Genomic DNA, 15945 nt, shown 5'->3' on the forward strand with positions numbered 1-15945 from the left:
CACTCGCCTCACATTCGGAAGACGCCGAAGCCGCCGCGCGCGCCCTCGACCGGTGCCGTGTGGATCGCGGACAGGCACAGCCCGAGGACCGTGCGGGTGTCGCGGGGGTCGATGACGCCGTCGTCGTACAGCCGCCCCGACAGGAACATCGGCAGCGACTCCGACTCGATCTGCGCCTCGACCATGGCGCGCAGCTCCGCGTCGGCCTCGTCGTCGTACGGCTGCCCCTTCGCGGCGGCGCTCGCGCGCGCGACGATGGAGAGCACGCCGGCCAGCTGCTGGGGGCCCATGACGGCCGACTTGGCGCTCGGCCAGGCGAAGAGGAAGCGCGGGTCGTAGGCCCGGCCGCACATGCCGTAGTGCCCCGCGCCGTACGACGCGCCCATCAGCACGCTCAGATGCGGCACGCGCGAGTTCGACACCGCGTTGATCATCATCGCGCCGTGCTTGATGATGCCGCCCTGCTCGTACTCCCTGCCGACCATGTAGCCGGTGGTGTTGTGCAGGAAGACCAGTGGGATGTCGCGCTGGTTGGCCAGTTGGATGAACTGCGCCGCCTTCTGCGACTCGGCGCTGAACAGCACGCCCTGGGCGTTCGCCAGGAGGCCCACCGGATAGCCGTGCAGCTCCGCCCAGCCCGTCACCAGGCTCGGCCCGTACAGCGGCTTGAACTCGTCGAAGTCGGAGCCGTCGACGATCCGGGCGATCACCTCGCGCGGGTCGAAGGGGGTCTTCAGGTCCCCGGGAACGATCCCGAGCAGCTCCTCCTCGTCGTACTTCGGGGGCTCGGCGAGGACCGGATCGGCGTGCGCCTTGCGGTGGTTGAGGCGCGCGACGATGCGCCGGGCCTGGCGCAGGGCGTCGACCTCGTCGACGGCGTAGTGGTCGGCGAGGCCGGAGGTGCGGGCGTGCATCTCGGCGCCGCCGAGCGACTCGTCGTCGCTCTCCTCGCCCGTGGCCATCTTCACCAGCGGCGGACCGCCGAGGAAGACCTTCGACCGCTCCTTGATCATCACGGTGTGGTCGGACATCCCTGGGACGTACGCACCGCCGGCCGTGGAGTTGCCGAAGACCACGGCGATCGTCGGGATGCCGGCGGCGGAGAGCCGGGTCAGGTCGCGGAAGAGCGCGCCCCCGGGGATGAAGATCTCCTTCTGGGAGGGCAGATCGGCGCCGCCGGACTCGACGAGCGAGATGACCGGGAGGCGGTTGGCGTACGCGATCTCGTTGGCGCGCAGGGCCTTCTTCAGCGTCCACGGATTGGAGGCGCCGCCGCGCACGGTCGGGTCGTTGGCGGTGATCAGGCACTCGACGCCCTCGACGACACCGATGCCGGTGACGATGGACGCGCCGACGGGGTAGTCGCTCCCCCAGGCGGCGAGCGGGGACAGCTCCAGGAACGGGGAGTCGGGGTCGACGAGCAGCTCGATCCGCTCGCGGGCGAGCAGCTTGCCGCGCCCCCGGTGACGCGCGACGTACTTCTCGCCACCGCCCGCGAGCGCCTTGGCGTGCTCGGTGTCGAGGGCGGCCAGCTTGTCGAGCATGGCGGCGCGATGGGCCGCGTAGTCGGGTCCGCCCGTGTCGAGGGCGGTGGCGAGGACGGTCACAGCAGTTCCTCCGGGGCGGTCACAGGAGTTCCTCCGGTACGTCGAGTTCGCGGGCGCGCAGCCACTCGCCGAGGGCCTTCGCCTGCGGGTCGAAGCGGGCCTGGGAGGCGACGCCCTCGCCGAGGATCCCGGTCACGACGAAGTTCACGGCGCGCAGGTTCGGCAGGACGTGCCGGACGACGTCCAGGTCGGCGGTCTCCGGGAGGAGCCGCGTGAGGCGTTCGACCGTGAGGGTGTGGACGAGCCATCGCCACGCGGCGTCGGTCCGGACCCAGACGCCGATGTTCGCGTCACCGCCCTTGTCGCCGCTGCGGGCCCCGGCGAGGCGGCCGAGCGGCACGCGCCGCGTCGGCCCCTGCGGGAGCGGCTCCGGCAGGGGCGGCGCGTCGACCGGCTCCAGCTCCCGCGTCCGGTCGGGTACGGGGAGGCCGACGCGGCTCCCGTCGGGCAGGACGGCCGTGTGCGGGACGTCGGCGGCGGGGACGTGGACGGCCTCGAAGACGCCGTAGGGCGCGCCCCTGCCGGGTGGGGCGGTGACGTGGAAGCCGGGATAGCTCGCGAGGGCGAGTTCGATCGCGGCGCCGCTGAGGGCGCGGCCGACGGGCTCCGGCGCGGGGTCGCGGACGACGAGCCGGAGGAGCGCGCTCGCGGTCTCCTCGGTGCCGGCGTCCGCCCGGTCCGTCCGGGCCAGCTCCCAACGGACCTCGGCGGGGCGGGACTTGGAGTGGTCGAAGGCGTCCTCGACCTGCTCCCTGACGAGTTGGGCCTTGGCCTCGATGTCGAGCCCGGTGAGGACGAAGACGACCTCGTTGCGGTGGCCGCCGATCCGGGTGAGCCCGGCCTTGAGGGTGGGCGGCGGGGCCTCGCCCCGTACGCCGTCGATCCGCACCCGGTCCGGCCCGTCCTGGGTGAGCCGTACGGTGTCGAGCCGGGCGGTCACGTCGGGACCGGCGTAGCGCGCGCCGGACGTCTCGTACAGGAGCTGCGCGGTGACGGTGCCGAGGTCGACGACGCCGCCGGTGCCGGGGTGCTTGGTGATGACGGCGCTGCCGTCCTCGTGGAGTTCGGCGACCGGGAAGCCGGGGCGACGCATCGCGCGCCGGTCGTGGGCGGTGAAGAAGGCGTAGTTGCCGCCGGTGGCCTGGGTGCCGCACTCCAGGACGTGTCCGGCGACGACGGCTCCGGCCAGCTTGTCGTACTCCTGCGCGCCCCAGCCGAAGCGCCACTGCGCGGGGCCGGTGACGAGGGCGGCGTCGGTGACGCGGCCGGTGACGACCACGTCGGCGCCGGCGGTCAGACAGGCGGCGATCCCGGCGCCGCCGAGGTAGGCGTTGGCGGTCAGGACTCCGTCCCGGGGCGGCAGCCGGTCGCCCTCGACGTACGCGACCCGGGTGGGCAGGCCGAGCCGGGCGGCGAGCGCGTCGAGGGCCTCGGCGAGACCGGCGGGGTTGAGGCCGCCCGCGTTGGTGACGATCCGGACGCCGCGCTCGTGGGCGAGGCCGAGGCCCTCCTCCATCTGGCGCAGGAACGTCTTGGCGTACCCGGCCTTCGGGTCCTTCAGGAGGTCCCGGCCGAGGATGAGCATGGTCAGTTCGGCGAGGTAGTCGCCGGTGAGGACGTCGAGGGAGCCCGGTTCGCCGCCGGTGAGCATCTCGCGGACGGCGTCGAAGCGGTCGCCGTAGAAGCCGGAGGCGTTGCCGATGCGCAGGAGGTCCACCTACGCCCCCTGCGGCGCGCGGCCGGTGCCGGCGGGGCCGGCGAAGGCCTGGGCGATGGTGAGCCAGTGCGCGGCGTCGGCGCCCTCGGAATCGAGCGCGGTGTCGTCGAGGTGGACGCGCTGGGTGACGAGGAGGCAGAAGTCGAGGGCGGGGCCGGTGATCCGCTGGGCGGCGTCTTCGGGTCCGTACGCCCACTCCTGGCCGTCGGGGGCGGCCAGTTCGACCCGGAACGGCTCGGCGGGCGGGGTGACCCCCCGGACGAGATAGGCGTAGTCGCGGGCCCGGATGCCGATCCAGGCGACGTGGCGCAGCCGGGCGGTCGGCTCGCGGACGACGCCGAGGGCGTCGGCGACGTCCTGGCCGTGCGCCCAGGTCTCCATGAGCCGGGCGGTACCCATCGAGGGGGCGCTCATGGGCGGCCCGTACCAGGGGAAGCGGGCGCCGGGCGGGGCGGTGCGCAGGGCCATCTGCAGCCGCTCGCGTCCGACGCGCCACCGCCCGAGGAGTTCGGCGGGCGGCAGCGCGGCCCCCGCCTCCGCTCCCTCGTCGACGAACGTGTCGGGCGCGGCGAGCGCCTTCTCGGCCTCGGCGCCGAACCCCTCGGGGTCGGTGACGGCGAGCAGGGCGGCCCGGTCGGTCCAGGCGAGGTGGGCGATCTGATGGGCGACGGTCCAGCCGGCGGCGGGGGTGGGCACGGCCCATCCGTCGTCGCTCAGCTCCCGTACGAGCCGGTCGACGTCCTCGCTCTCACTGCGCAGATCGTCGAGTACGACGACGGGGTCGGACACGGTTCGCTCCCCTCGGGACACGGGCGTGTGCCGAGGAGCATGGCAGCGGCGCGAGAAACAATCAAGCGTGCTTGCTTTACTTTTTCGGCCGACTCTCGGCACGCCCTCAAGCGGCCCTGTCGCGGGGCGGCGCGGCGCGCGTCACGCTCCCCGGCTGCGGACCCCGGCCAGGAGGCCGTCCAGCGCGCGCACCGTGAGGTCGAGCGACTCGGGCGCACCGCTCCGGGCCATTCAGAGGGCGGCCTCGTTCATCGCGCCCGACAGCAGGCGCGCCAAGGGCTCGACGGGCTGCTCGGCGATGACCCCGGCCTCGACCAGGGCGGTCAGCGCCTCGGTCAGGTGCCGGGCGGAGGACTCCTCGTCCAGGGCCCGCCACTCGTCCCACCCCAGCACCGTCGGCGCGTCGACCAGCACGATCCGCCGCACGGCGGGGTCGGATCCGGCGGCCAGGACGGCGCGGTAGCCGGCGCGCAGCCGCTCCCAGGGGTCGTGGGGAGTACGCGGAGCAGTACGTGCCCGGGGACCTCAGGCCCTAGGCCTGCGGCGGCAGGGCGGCGGCGCGCTTCATCTGGGTACGGACGGCGCCCATGCTCGCCGCGATGACCAGGGCGATCGCGAGCGCGTCGGTCAGGGAGAGTGCCTGGCTCAGGACGAGGAAGCCGGCGCCCGCCGCGATGGCCGGTTCCAGGCTCATCAGGATCGCGAAGGTGGGGGCGGGGAGGCGGCGCAGCGCGAGGAGTTCGAGGGTGTAGGGGAGGACGGAGGACATCAGCGCGACGGCGAGACCGAGGCCGATCGTGGAGGGGACGAGGAGCTTGTCGCCCGCCTCGACGATGCCGAACGGCAGGCTCAGGACCGCGCCGAACGCCATCGCCAGCGCCAGCCCGTCCGCCTGCGGGAAGCGGCGGCCGGTCCGGGCGCTGAAGACGATGTACGTCGCCCACATCGCGCCCGCCGCGAGCGCGAAGGCCGCGCCGGCCGGGTCCAGCCGGTCGAAGCCGCCGCCGCTGAGCAGGACGACGCCGCCGAGGGCGAGCCCGGCCCAGAGCAGGTTCACCAGCCGGCGTGAGGCGATCACGGAGAGGACGAGCGGGCCGAGGACCTCCAGGGTCACGGCGGCGCCGAGCGGGATCCGGTCCGCGGCCTGGTAGAAGAGGATGTTCATGCCCGCCATGGCGGTGCCGAAGGCGACCACGGTGCCCCAGTCGGCGCGGCCGTAGCCGCGCACCTTGGGGCGGCAGACGATCAGCAGGACGAGGGCGGCGAGGACGAGCCGCAGCGTGACGACGCCGAGGGCGCCGGCGCGGGGCATGAGCATGACGGCGACGGCGGACCCGAACTGTACGGAGAGCCCGCCGGCGACGACGAGCGCGACGGGCCCGAGCCGGGCGGCACGAGTGGAGGCGGGCGCGGCGGCGGCACCCGGCTCGGGCCCCTGCGCGGAACCCGCCGCCGGTGCCGAGCCTGCGGCGATGTCCTTGACCGGACTGTCCACCGGCTTACTCCCTGCTTAGTTCATCAAATTGGACCTTCGAGTCCAGAATAATGGACTCGTCAAGTGGGCTCCGCCTCTCACGCTACGAGCGCCCGCGCGGCACGTGAAATGCCGATTGGGCTGCGGTTATGCTGCGGATGCATGAGCATCGAGCTGCGTCATCTCCGCTGCTTCCTCGCCATCGCGGAGGAGGGCAACGTGACCAGAGCGGCCGCCCGGCTCCACCTCACCCAGCCCGCGGTCTCCCGTACGCTCGCCGCGCTGGAGAAGCACCTCGGCGTCCGGCTCGTCGACCGCTCCACACACCACCTGGCGCTCACCGCCGAGGGGCGCGCCTTCCACGACCGCGCGGCGGCGGCGGTCGCGGCGTTCGACACGGCCCTCGACCCGGAGCGGCTGCGCCACCGGCCGCTGCGGCTCGGGCACGCCTGGTCGGCGTTCGGTCCGTACACCACGCCGCTGCTGCGGCGCTGGCAGCGCGAGCACCCCGAGACCCCGCTGGAGCTCCTCCGCATCGACGACCGCACGGCGGGCCTGGTCCGCGGCGAGGTGGACGCGGCGCTGCTCCGGGGGCCGGTGGACGCGCCGGGCCTGGCGACAAAGGAGCTGGCGACCGAACACCGGGTGGCCGCGGTGGCGACGGACAGCGCGCTGGCGTCCCGTACGACCCTCACGCTCGCGGACCTGGCGGACGAGACGGTCGTCCTCAACACGGTCTCCGGTACGACGACCCCCGCCCTCTGGCCCGCGCCACACCGCCCGGCCGCCACCCTGACGGTCGGCAACACCGACGACTGGCTCACGGCGATCGCGGCGGGCCGCGGGGTCGGCGTCTCCTCGGCGTCGACGGCGGCGATGCACCCCCACCCGGGCGTCACCTATCGCCCCCTCCCGGACGCCCCACCGGTCCACGTCCTCCTGGCCTGGCGCGACGCCTCCCCCCACCCGGCCACGGAGCAACTGGTGGCACTGGCTCGGGAGATCGCCGAGGGCGCCTGAGCGGGACCGTGGGCGCGGCCGGTCAGAGGACCGCGTCCGGGCCCGCGGGGAAGGGGCGGCCGTGGCCCGGGACGATGACGGTGGAGGCCGCGAGGACGCGGCGGCGTGAGGTGCGCAGTCCGTCGCGGTCGGGAGCCACCGGGTCCTCCGCCGGGCCGTCCGGGCGCCACCAGAGGTCGCCGACGAAGGCGACGACGCCCTCGGCCGTGCCGGCGAGCAGCGTGATGTCCTCCGGGCTGTGGCCGGGGGTGCGGATCAGACGCAGGGACGGGGTGAGTTCGTGGCCCTCGGCGTCCCGGTCGGTCCACTGGTCGTTCAGGTACTCGGCCTTGTGGTCATGGACGCGCGCCCGGCCGAACAGGCCCACGTTCATGGTGTTGTCGGGGTGGTGATGGCTGAGCACGACGTCGGTGATGTCATCCGGCCCCAGGCCCAGTTCGGCCAGCGGACCGAGGATGCGGTCGCGGCTCGCGACCATGCCCGGGTCGACGATCACATGGCGGTCCCCATCGGTCACGTACGAGACGGTGGCGGCGACGCCGGGGCCCGTGGACGTGGTGTAACCGGTGGTCAGGACGGTGTAGGTGGCGGTGTTGGCACGCGGCTCGTCTGTCATGTCCGCAAGCTTCGCCGGGCCCGAGGCCGTCGACGAGTGGCCGTGCTGCCACCCATCGCAGGTTTTGTGCCAGCCGCGTGCCAGACTCCCCCGCATGCCGCCCTTCCTCAGTGTCGCCGCCTACACCCCGCCGCGCGTCGGCATGCTCGCCGTCGGGCTCGTCTCCGAGGTCTTCGGCGCACCCCCCGAGGGCCTGCCCCGCTTCGACTTCGCGCTCTGCTCCGACCGGCCGGGGACGGTCACCACCGACCTCGGCGTGCCGCTCGCCGTCACCCACGGCCTCGACCGCCTCGCCACCGCCGATCTCGTACTCGCCCTCCCCTGGGCCGACTTCCGCACCCCGCCGCCCGCTCCGGTGCTCGACGCGCTCAGGGCCGCCCACGCACGCGGCGCGCTCGTCGGGGCGCACTGCGTCGGGGCGTTCGCGCTCGCCGCCGCCGGGCTGCTCGACGGGCTGCGGGCCACCACCCACTGGCGGTTCGCCGACCTGCTCGCGCGCCGCCACCCGTCCGTCACCGTCGAGCGGGACGCCCTGTACGTCGACGAGGGCCGGATCCTCACCGGCGCGGGCGCCGCGGCCGGCTTCGACCTCTGCCTCCATCTGCTGCGCCGCGAGTACGGATCCGCCGCCGCGAACACCGTCGCCCGCGACCTCGTCCTCCCGCCCCACCGCGACGGCGGCCAGGCGCAGTACGTCACCGCTCCCGTCCCCGAGGACTGCGAGGACGAGCGGCTGGCCGGTGTCCTCGCCTGGGCGCGCGAACACCTCCACGAGCCGCTGCCGGTGGCCGAACTGGCCCGCCGCGCCCTGATGAGCCGCCGCTCCTTCTCCCGCCGCTTCGCCGCCGCGACCGGGACGACGCCCCATGCCTGGCTCCTCGGCCTGCGGCTCGGCCGGGCGGAGGAGCTCCTGGAGACGACGGACCTCCCGGTCGAGGAGATCGCCCGGCTGGTCGGGTACGGCAGCGCGGCGGTCCTGCGGGAACAGTTCGTCCGCCGCCGGGGCGTACCGCCGCGCACCTACCGCCGCGCGTTCACCAGGACGAACGCGGCGCCCGGACCGCCGGCCGGCCGGTGACCGGCCGCCCTCACCCCCGTGGGGCGGACTCGCGCCACTCGCGGCCGATGTCACGCATCAGCGGCGGGTACACGATCAGGTGCCGGAAGGGGGCGATCGCGGCCATGTAGGCCTTGCCGAAAAGGCCGTTGGGCTTCACCAGGACGGCCATCTGGCCGCGGTGGCCGCCCGCGCCGTCGGGGACCCAGCTCAGGTGCAGGACTCCGTGCACGGTCCGGTTGGCCATCTCCGCCGCCCACTCGTCGTCCCTCAGGTAGAGGGGCGTGAAGGGCAGGCGCTCGAACTCCGGTCCCGTCGGGCCCTCGCGCAGGTCCTGCGGCAGCCTGTCGCGCAAGGTCGGCACCCGGGAGCCGAGCCCCTCGTCCCTGTCGTCCCAGCCGAGCAGCCTGCCGAGCCTCCAGCGGATCGCGAAGAGCTTGCGCGCGATCCAGGAGGAGTTGTCACCCGTGTCCCCGCCGGCGAAGTTCCGTACCAGGCGCGGGAAATCGTCGGGGCCGCCGGGCGTGGGCAGGGCCCAGACGTCGTAGAGGCGGAAGTCAGGCGTGATCTCGTGGATCCGCCACGGGCGGGACGTGTGCGCCGACTCGGGAAGTTCCATCCTGTGCCTCCTGCGGTTCGTTCCGTACAGAGGAGTGCGTCGTGCGGGGGTCGGGGCCGGGGGCGCCAGCCGTCGTGCGGGGGGCGGGGCCGGGGGCGCCTGCCGTCGTGCGGGGGTCGAGTCCGAGGGCGCCCGCGACCGCGGCGGCGACGAGCGACGTGTCGTCGGGGACGCGGCCGGCGAGGGCGATCGAGGTGCCTTCGAGCGCGCCGACGTAGGCCAGCGCGACATCCCCGGCCGGGGGACCGTCGGGGATCGATCCCGTCGCGCGCCCGGCCGTCACGTATCCCGTGCAGAGGTCGACGAGCCGGCGGTAGCCCGTCTCCACCCGTTGCCCGATCGGGTGGTCCTGCCCGGAGAACTCCAGGCGCAGCGCCACCGCCACGCGCGCGATGTCGCGCCGGCAGAAGACGGTGTGGGCGCGCGCGAGCGTCAGCAGTGCCGCGAGCGGTTCCCGCTCCCGCTCGACCTGGTGCCCGACCTCCCGGTCCCAGGCCCCGAAGACCCACTCGGACACGGCGAGAGCGAGGTCCTGCTTGTCCTTGAACTGGTGGTAGAGCGCACCGCGCGTGTAGCCGGCGTCCCTGGCGACCTGCTCCAGGACGAGGTTGCTGTACCCGTTCCGGGACAGCCCCCGAGCGGCCGACTCGAGGAGCGCGTTGCGCGTACGCTCCCTCCGCTCCGCCTGCGTCGAACGCCGTGGCGCCGGGGAGCCGGACTGCTCACGTACATTCATGTATGTATGTTACTGCTCCCGCACCGCCTCCGCCAGGACCTCCGCCATGTGCCGGGCCGTGCGGCCCGCCAGGGAGTCGAGCTGAGTGCGGCAGGAGAAGCCGTCGGCCAGGATCACCGCGTTGTCGTCCGCCGCGCGGATCGCCGGGAGGAGCTGGTCCTCGGCACAGGCCACCGAGACCTCGTGATGGCCCGGCTCGAAGCCGAAGTTGCCCGCGAGACCGCAGCAGCCGCCGCTCAGCTCGCCCACCAGGCCCATCCGTTCGCGCAGCCGCCGGTCCGGCCCGTCGCCCAGGACCGCGTGCTGGTGGCAGTGGGTCTGGCCGGCGACCGGGTGGTCAAGACGGGGCGGCTCCCACGTGGGGGCGAACTCCTCCAGGGCCTGGGCGAAGGTCCGTACGGAGGCGGCCAGTTCCCGGGCGCGCGGGTCGTCCGGGAGGAGCTCCGGGAGGTCCGTCCGCAGGGTCGCCGCGCAGGACGGTTCGAGGACGACCACGGGGTGGCCGAGCCCGGGTTCCATCGCGTCGAGCGTCCTGGTCATCGTCGCCCGCGCCCGGTCCAGCTGCCCCGTCGACACGTACGTCAGCCCGCAGCACACCCGCCCCGGCGGCAGCCCCACCCGCACCCCGGCCGCCTCCAGGACCCGTACCGCCGACCTGCCGACCCGGGGCGCCAGATGGTTGGTGAAGGTGTCCGGCCAGAGCCACACGTCCGAAGCCGTCTCCAGACGCGTGCCGAACCAGGAGACGAACGTCCGCGACGCCACCTTCGGCAGCTCCCGCTCCGGAGCGACGCCCGCGAACCGCGAGGGGAGCATCCGCGCCAGGTTCAGGGCCGGGCCGAACATCCGCAGCCACTCCGGCAGCCGGCCCATCGTGACGTGCGACCACGGCCGCCGCCGGTCCGCGTAGTGCCGGTCCAGGAAGTGCGCCTTGTACGAGGCCATGTCCACGCCCACCGGGCAGTCGCTCCGGCACCCCTTGCACGACAGGCAGAGATCGAGCGCCTCCCTGACCTCCTCCGAGCGCCAGCCGTCCGTGATCACCTCGCCGAGCGCCATCTCGTGCAGCAGCCGCGCCCGGCCCCGCGTCGAATGCCGCTCCTCCCCCGTCGCCCGGTACGAGGGGCACATCACCTCCGGCCCCGACGTCGGCCCCTCCACCCGGCACTTCGCCACGCCCACGCAGCGCGCCACCTCCCGGCCCACGACCGGCAGGGCCGTGAAACGCAGGCCCTCGTCCAGCGGCAGCGGCCGCACCAGCATCCCCGGGTTCAGCCCGCCGTCCGGATCCCACACGTCCTTGACCTCGCCGAACAGCGCGACCAGCTCGGATCCGTACATCCTCGGCAACAGCTCCGCCCGCGCCTGGCCGTCCCCGTGCTCCCCCGACAGCGAGCCGCCGTGCGCGACCACCAGGTCCGCCACCGCCTCCGAGAACGCCCGGAAGCGGCCCACGCCCGCGCCCGAGTACAGGTCGAAGTCGATACGGACGTGGATGCAGCCGTCGCCGAAGTGCCCGTACGGCGTCCCCCGCAGACCGTGCTCGGCCAGCAGGGCGCGGAACTCCCGCAGGTACGACCCCAGTCGGGCCGGCGGCACCGCGCAGTCCTCCCACCCCGGCCACGCCTCGCCGCCCCCGGGCATCCGGGTCGCCGTGCCCGCCGCGTCCTCCCGGATCCGCCACAGGGCCCGCCGGTCCGCCGCGTCGACCACCACCGAGGCGTCCACCGCGTCCGCCGCCCGCACCAGCGCGCGCGCCGCCGCCTCCCCGTCGGTCTCCACGAACAGCCAGGCCCCGCCGCGCGGCAGCCCGGAGGCGCCCCGCACCAGATCGGCCGCCATTCCCTCGACCGTCAGCGGCCCGTACGGCAGGAGCCCGGCCGCCGCGTCGGCCGCCGCGCTCTCGTCCGCGTACCCGAGGACCACCAGGACCGGCGAGGCGGGCAGCGGCACGAGCCGTACGGTCGCCTCCGTCACCACCCCCAGCGTCCCCTCGCTGCCGCAGAGCAGCCGGGCCACGTCGCCGCCCCGCTCCGGCAGCAGCGCGTCGAGCGCGTAGCCGGAGATCCGGCGCGGCAGCCCCTCCGGGTACCCGGTCCGCACCAGGGCCAGATTCCGGTCGATCAGCTCCCGCAGCCCCGCCGGGGCCCCCTGCCACCCCGGCCCGGGGCGCAGCGCCTGGCCCCCGTACGTACGGACGTCGAGCGCGAGCACGTTGTCCGCGGTCGTGCCCCAGGCCACCGAGTGCGCGCCGCAGGCGTTGTTGCCGATCATTCCGCCGAGGGTGCAGCGGCTGTGCGTGGAGGGATCGGGCCCGAAAGTCAGCCCGTACGGGCGAACCGCGTCCCGCAGCCGGTCCAGGACCAGGCCCGGCTGGACGACGGCGGTCCGTGCCTCGTGGTCGACCGAGACGACCGAACGCATATGACGGGTGAGGTCGAGCACGACGCCCGTCCCGGTCGCCTGCCCCGCGATCGACGTGCCGCCGCCCCGGGGGACGACCGGCACCCCGCGCGCACGGCAGACGGACAGCACCGCCGCCACGTCGTCGGCGTCCCGGGGCGCGACCACACCCACCGGCACCCGGCGGTAGTTGGACGCGTCCATCGTCATCAGCGCCCTCGCCGTGGTGCCGAAGTCGACCTCTCCTGCCACGGCCGCGCGCAGCGCCGCCTCCAGCTCGGACCGCTCGTGGTGTTTTCGCACGAGGTCAGGATGTCTCACCTGTCGTCTCATCCGGCGGACATCGTCGGCCGTGTGCGGTCCGACCCGATACGCTCCGCCTCGTGGCTGAGATCCAGATTCCCGCTGACATCAAGCCCGCCGACGGCCGTTTCGGCGCGGGCCCCTCCAAGGTGCGTACGGAGGCGCTGGACGCCCTGGCCGCCACCGGCACCTCTCTCCTCGGCACGTCCCACCGCCAGGCTCCGGTCAAGAACCTGGTCGGCGAGGTACGGGCCGGAGTGCGTGACCTCTTCTCGCTGCCCGAGGGCTACGAGGTGATCCTGGGCAACGGCGGTTCGACCGCCTTCTGGGACATCGCGACCCACGGGCTGATCGAGTCGAAGTCGCAGCACCTCACCTTCGGCGAGTTCTCCTCCAAGTTCGCGAAGGCCGCGAAGCTGGCCCCCTGGCTGGCCGAGCCGACCGTGATCTCCTCCGACCCGGGCACCCACCCGGAGCCGCAGGCCGAGGCGGGCGTCGACGTGTACGCGTACACGCACAACGAGACCTCCACGGGTGTCGCGGCGCCGGTCAAGCGGGTCGCGGGCGCCGACGAGGGCGCGCTCGTCCTGGTCGACGCGACCTCCGGCGCGGGCGGCCTCCCGGTCGACATCACCGAGTCGGACGTCTACTACTTCGCCCCGCAGAAGTCCTTCGCCGCCGACGGCGGCCTGTGGCTCGCGGCCTTCTCGCCGGCCGCCCTGGAGCGCGCCGCGCGGATCCAGGCGTCCGGCCGGCACATTCCCGAGTTCTTCTCGCTCCCGACGGCGATCGACAACTCGCTGAAGAACCAGACGTACAACACCCCGGCCCTGTCGACCCTCTTCCTGCTCAACGAGCAGCTGAAGTGGATCAACGGCCAGGGTGGTCTGGACTGGGCCGTGGCCCGGACGAAGGAGTCCTCGCAGGCGCTGTACGGCTGGGCCGAGGAGTCCAAGTACGCGACCCCGTTCGTCACGGACGCGGCCAAGCGCTCGCAGGTCATCGGCACGATCGACTTCGCCGAGGACGTCGACGCGGCGGCGGTGGCGAAGGTGCTGCGCGCCAACGGCATCGTGGACACCGAGCCGTACCGCAAGCTGGGCCGCAACCAGCTGCGGATCGCGATGTTCCCGGCGGTCGACCCGGCGGACGTGCGGGCGCTGACGGCCTGCATCGACTACGTGATCGAGAAGCTGTAACCCCTGGGTGTACGGAAGGCCCGGCATCGGACGCGACCGATGCCGGGCCTTCCGCCGTTCCCAGGGGCGCCCGTCGAGCGGTTCAGCCCATCTGCGCCTTGACGTGGTCGACGACCTCGTTGAACTCGACGGTCGGCGAGAACTCCACCGCATCGACCTCCTCCAGGGCCTCCGGGGCGTGGCCGGGTTCCCAGTAGTACGCCTGGCCGGCTTCGTAGATCGTCTCTCCCGAAGCGGTCCGCATCCTGAGCCGGCCCTTGAGCAGGTATCCCCAGTGGGGGCACTGGCACAGGTCGTCCTTCAGCCCCTTGAACGCCGGAGCCATGTCCAGCCCTGCGGGGAGGTGGATGAAGCCGAGGGTCATGCCACCGCCGACGTCCTTCAGGCGGACCTCAACGCCACCGCCCTCCATGGCGACAGGTGTGTCTTCGCGAGTGAATCCCGTCATGGTTCCTCCACGCGTTTTCCGGTCCCCTTCCAGTCTCGACCCGTCGGCGGCTCCGGTCGAAACGGGAGTCAGCGGCTGAGGCGCTGGAAGCGGCGGACCGCCAGCGGGAGGAAGACCGCCGTGATGGCGAGGGGCCAGACGAAGGCCATGAGCACGGCGTGCTGCTCCACCCAGCTGCCGCCGCCCGTCCCGGGGTTGCCGAACAGCTCGCGGGTCGCGGTGACCGTCGAGGAGATCGGGTTCCACGCGGCGGCCGGCGCCAGCCACGAGGGCATCAGGGCGGGGGCGACGTACACGCTGGAGACCATCGTCAGCGGGAAGATCACGGCGTACAGGGCGCCCGCGGCCTCGGCGTTCGGCAGGACGAGGCCGGCCCACACCCCGACCCAGATCAGCGCGAAGCGCAGGAGCAGCAGCAGGCCGAAGGCGAGCACCGTGGCGGCGAGGCCGCCGTCGGATGTCCAGCCGATGGCGAGGGCGGTCGCGGCGAGGATGGCGAGCTCGGCGCAGGCGACGAGGAGGTCGGCGACGCCACGGCCGGTGGTGACGGCGGACGGGGCCATCGGCATGGAGCGGAAGCGGTCGACGACCCCCTTGCGGACATCCATGACGACGGTGGTGGCCGTGTTCATGAAGCCGAAGGCCATGGTCGTGGCGAACATGCCGGGCATCAGGAACTCGCGGTAGTCGCCGCCGCCCGGGACGCGCATGGCGCTGCCGAAGACGAATCCGTAGAGGAGGACGGAGACGATGGGGAAGCCGAGCACCCAGAGGATCGCGAGGGGCTGGCGGCGGTAGTTCAGCAGGGTGCGGCGGACCACGTTCCAGCAGTCCACGACGGCCCAGTAGGCGCGTCCGTGGCGGGTGTCGGGGGTGAGGTCGAGGGGGGCCGCGACGGTGGAGATCGGGTCGGCGGTCGTCATTCGGCTGCTCCGTCCGTACGGTTCCGGGTCCGGTCGTCGTCCGAAGCCTGACCGCCCTCGTCTTCCTTCTCGTCCGTGCCGTGGCCGGTCAGGCTGAGGAAGACGTCGTCGAGGCTGGGGCGGCGCAGTCCGATGTCGTCCACCGCGATGCGTTCGTCCTGGAGCGTCCTGGCCACCTCGGTCAGGGCGGTGACCCGGTCGGTGACGGGGGCGTGGACGCGCCGTTCGCGGGCGTCCACGACCGGTTCGCCGGCGGCGAGGCGCGCGACGACCGCGCGGGCCGCGGCAAGGTCGGCGGGTTCCGCCGTGACGACCTCGATCCGGTCGCCGCCCACGCGGTTCTTGAGCTCGTCGGGGGTGTCGTCGGCGATGGCCCGGCCGCGGTCCATGACCGTGATCCTGGACGCGAGCCGGTCGGCCTCGTCGAGGTACTGGGTGGTGAGCAGGACCGTCGTACCGCCCTCGACCAGGGTGCGGACCGCGTTCCAGACCTCGCCGCGGCCGCGCGGGTCGAGCCCGGTGGTCGGTTCGTCGAGGAAGAGGACGCGCGGGGCGAGGATCATCGAGGCGGCCAGGTCGAGACGGCGCCGCATGCCGCCGCTGTACTTCCCCGCGCCCTTGTCGGCGGCCTCGGCGAGGTCGAAGCGGTCGAGCAGGTCAGCTGCCCGGTCGCGTGCGCGGCGGGCGCCGAGGTGGAAGAGGCGGCCGAAGAGCTCCAGGTTCTGCCGGCCTGTGAGGCCCTCGTCGACGGCGGCGTACTGGCCTGCCAGCCCGATCCGGGCGCGGACGGCGCGCGGGTCGCGGCCCACGTCGAGCCCGGCGACCTCGGCCCGGCCCGCGTCGTGCCTCAGGAGGGTGGCGAGGACGCGCACGGCGGTGGTCTTGCCGGCGCCGTTGGGCCCGAGGAGTCCGTGGACGGTGCCGGGGCGGACGGTGAGGTCGAGGCCGTCGAGGGCGTACGTGCTCCCGCGCCTCCCTCCGTACCGCTTGCGCAGACCCTCGGCGAGGACCGCGTGTTCGTACATGGGAATCCT

At 73.7% G+C, this 15945-nt stretch carries 15 protein-coding genes; 3 read left to right on the top strand and 12 right to left on the bottom strand.

What is annotated here, in order from left to right:
* Positions 1-8 precede the first annotated feature (8 nt).
* The 5 genes from ACZ3IJ_RS19920 to ACZ3IJ_RS19940 form a co-directional block, all read right to left on the bottom strand.
* Positions 9-1607: an acyl-CoA carboxylase subunit beta gene (locus tag ACZ3IJ_RS19920; protein ID WP_467469912.1), complete on the bottom strand. Its 1599-nt coding sequence runs from the start codon at positions 1605-1607 to the stop codon at positions 9-11.
* Positions 1608-1626: 19 nt separating this feature from the next.
* The gene (locus tag ACZ3IJ_RS19925; RefSeq protein WP_467469914.1) at positions 1627-3324 is read right to left on the bottom strand and encodes an acyclic terpene utilization AtuA family protein; all 1698 of its coding nucleotides are present in this window, start codon (positions 3322-3324) and stop codon (positions 1627-1629) included.
* Positions 3325-4113: a TIGR03084 family metal-binding protein gene (locus ACZ3IJ_RS19930; RefSeq protein ID WP_467469916.1), complete on the bottom strand. Its 789-nt coding sequence runs from the start codon at positions 4111-4113 to the stop codon at positions 3325-3327. It lies immediately after the preceding gene.
* A 231-nt stretch (positions 4114-4344) separates the two neighbouring features.
* Positions 4345-4587, bottom strand: coding sequence for a hypothetical protein (locus ACZ3IJ_RS19935; RefSeq protein ID WP_467470268.1), 243 nt, complete (start codon positions 4585-4587; stop codon positions 4345-4347).
* Between the two features lie 58 nt (positions 4588-4645).
* Positions 4646-5608, bottom strand: a complete 963-nt coding sequence (locus ACZ3IJ_RS19940) for an EamA family transporter (protein ID WP_467469918.1) — start codon at positions 5606-5608, stop codon at positions 4646-4648.
* A 141-nt stretch (positions 5609-5749) separates the two neighbouring features.
* On the opposite strand from ACZ3IJ_RS19940, the gene ACZ3IJ_RS19945 reads away from it, so the two are divergent.
* Entirely contained in the window at positions 5750-6607 is an 858-nt protein-coding gene (locus ACZ3IJ_RS19945) for a LysR family transcriptional regulator (RefSeq protein WP_467469920.1), read from the top strand.
* 22 nt (positions 6608-6629) lie between these two features.
* Here ACZ3IJ_RS19945 and ACZ3IJ_RS19950 read toward each other — a convergent pair whose 3' ends face one another.
* Positions 6630-7223, bottom strand: coding sequence for an MBL fold metallo-hydrolase (locus tag ACZ3IJ_RS19950; protein WP_467469922.1), 594 nt, complete (start codon positions 7221-7223; stop codon positions 6630-6632).
* Between the two features lie 94 nt (positions 7224-7317).
* On the opposite strand from ACZ3IJ_RS19950, the gene ACZ3IJ_RS19955 reads away from it, so the two are divergent.
* The gene (locus ACZ3IJ_RS19955; RefSeq protein WP_467469925.1) at positions 7318-8301 is read left to right on the top strand and encodes a GlxA family transcriptional regulator; all 984 of its coding nucleotides are present in this window, start codon (positions 7318-7320) and stop codon (positions 8299-8301) included.
* 10 nt (positions 8302-8311) lie between these two features.
* On the opposite strand, the gene ACZ3IJ_RS19960 is transcribed toward ACZ3IJ_RS19955, so the two are convergent.
* From ACZ3IJ_RS19960 to ACZ3IJ_RS19970, 3 genes are read right to left on the bottom strand one after another with little or no spacing between them, the layout of a single operon-like run.
* The gene (locus tag ACZ3IJ_RS19960) at positions 8312-8899 is read right to left on the bottom strand and encodes a DUF2867 domain-containing protein (protein ID WP_467469927.1); all 588 of its coding nucleotides are present in this window, start codon (positions 8897-8899) and stop codon (positions 8312-8314) included.
* Positions 8838-9635, bottom strand: coding sequence for a TetR/AcrR family transcriptional regulator (locus ACZ3IJ_RS19965; protein ID WP_467469929.1), 798 nt, complete (start codon positions 9633-9635; stop codon positions 8838-8840). Before ACZ3IJ_RS19965 ends, ACZ3IJ_RS19960 begins: the two co-directional genes overlap by 62 nt.
* Positions 9636-9644: 9 nt before the next feature.
* Positions 9645-12371 carry an FAD-binding and (Fe-S)-binding domain-containing protein gene (locus ACZ3IJ_RS19970; RefSeq protein ID WP_467469931.1) on the bottom strand — a complete coding sequence of 909 codons (2727 nt, stop codon included), beginning with the start codon at positions 12369-12371 and terminating at the stop codon, positions 9645-9647.
* A 50-nt stretch (positions 12372-12421) separates the two neighbouring features.
* Here ACZ3IJ_RS19970 and serC point away from each other — a divergent pair, with 50 nt between their 5' ends.
* On the top strand, positions 12422-13540 hold the full coding sequence (gene serC, locus ACZ3IJ_RS19975) for a phosphoserine transaminase (RefSeq protein WP_467469933.1): 1119 nt from the start codon (positions 12422-12424) through the stop codon (positions 13538-13540).
* Between the two features lie 82 nt (positions 13541-13622).
* Here the strand turns inward: serC and ACZ3IJ_RS19980 are convergent, their stop codons facing one another.
* From ACZ3IJ_RS19980 to ACZ3IJ_RS19990, 3 genes are all read right to left on the bottom strand, one after another.
* Positions 13623-13988, bottom strand: a complete 366-nt coding sequence (locus tag ACZ3IJ_RS19980) for a cupin domain-containing protein (protein ID WP_467469935.1) — start codon at positions 13986-13988, stop codon at positions 13623-13625.
* Between the two features lie 68 nt (positions 13989-14056).
* Complete coding sequence (locus ACZ3IJ_RS19985) at positions 14057-14911, bottom strand: ABC transporter permease (protein WP_467469937.1); 855 nt, start codon at positions 14909-14911, stop codon at positions 14057-14059.
* The gene (locus ACZ3IJ_RS19990; protein WP_467469939.1) at positions 14908-15936 is read right to left on the bottom strand and encodes an ATP-binding cassette domain-containing protein; all 1029 of its coding nucleotides are present in this window, start codon (positions 15934-15936) and stop codon (positions 14908-14910) included. Before ACZ3IJ_RS19990 ends, ACZ3IJ_RS19985 begins: the two co-directional genes overlap by 4 nt.
* Between the last annotated feature and the right edge of the window lie 9 nt (positions 15937-15945).

The organism is Streptomyces sp. NPDC013317, from assembly GCF_055563155.1.

Bases quoted from the DNA above. Each gene is read 5' to 3' on its own strand.
- ACZ3IJ_RS19945 (WP_467469920.1), top strand. From the start codon at position 5,750: ATGAGCATCGAGCTGCGTCATCTCCGCTGCTTCCTCGCCATCGCGGAG.
- ACZ3IJ_RS19950 (WP_467469922.1), bottom strand. From the start codon at position 7,223: ATGACAGACGAGCCGCGTGCCAACACCGCCACCTACACCGTCCTGACC.
- ACZ3IJ_RS19955 (WP_467469925.1), top strand. From the start codon at position 7,318: ATGCCGCCCTTCCTCAGTGTCGCCGCCTACACCCCGCCGCGCGTCGGC.
- ACZ3IJ_RS19960 (WP_467469927.1), bottom strand. From the start codon at position 8,899: ATGGAACTTCCCGAGTCGGCGCACACGTCCCGCCCGTGGCGGATCCAC.
- ACZ3IJ_RS19965 (WP_467469929.1), bottom strand. From the start codon at position 9,635: ATGAATGTACGTGAGCAGTCCGGCTCCCCGGCGCCACGGCGTTCGACG.
- ACZ3IJ_RS19970 (WP_467469931.1), bottom strand. From the start codon at position 12,371: ATGAGACGACAGGTGAGACATCCTGACCTCGTGCGAAAACACCACGAG.
- ACZ3IJ_RS19980 (WP_467469935.1), bottom strand. From the start codon at position 13,988: ATGACGGGATTCACTCGCGAAGACACACCTGTCGCCATGGAGGGCGGT.
- ACZ3IJ_RS19985 (WP_467469937.1), bottom strand. From the start codon at position 14,911: ATGACGACCGCCGACCCGATCTCCACCGTCGCGGCCCCCCTCGACCTC.
- ACZ3IJ_RS19990 (WP_467469939.1), bottom strand. From the start codon at position 15,936: ATGTACGAACACGCGGTCCTCGCCGAGGGTCTGCGCAAGCGGTACGGA.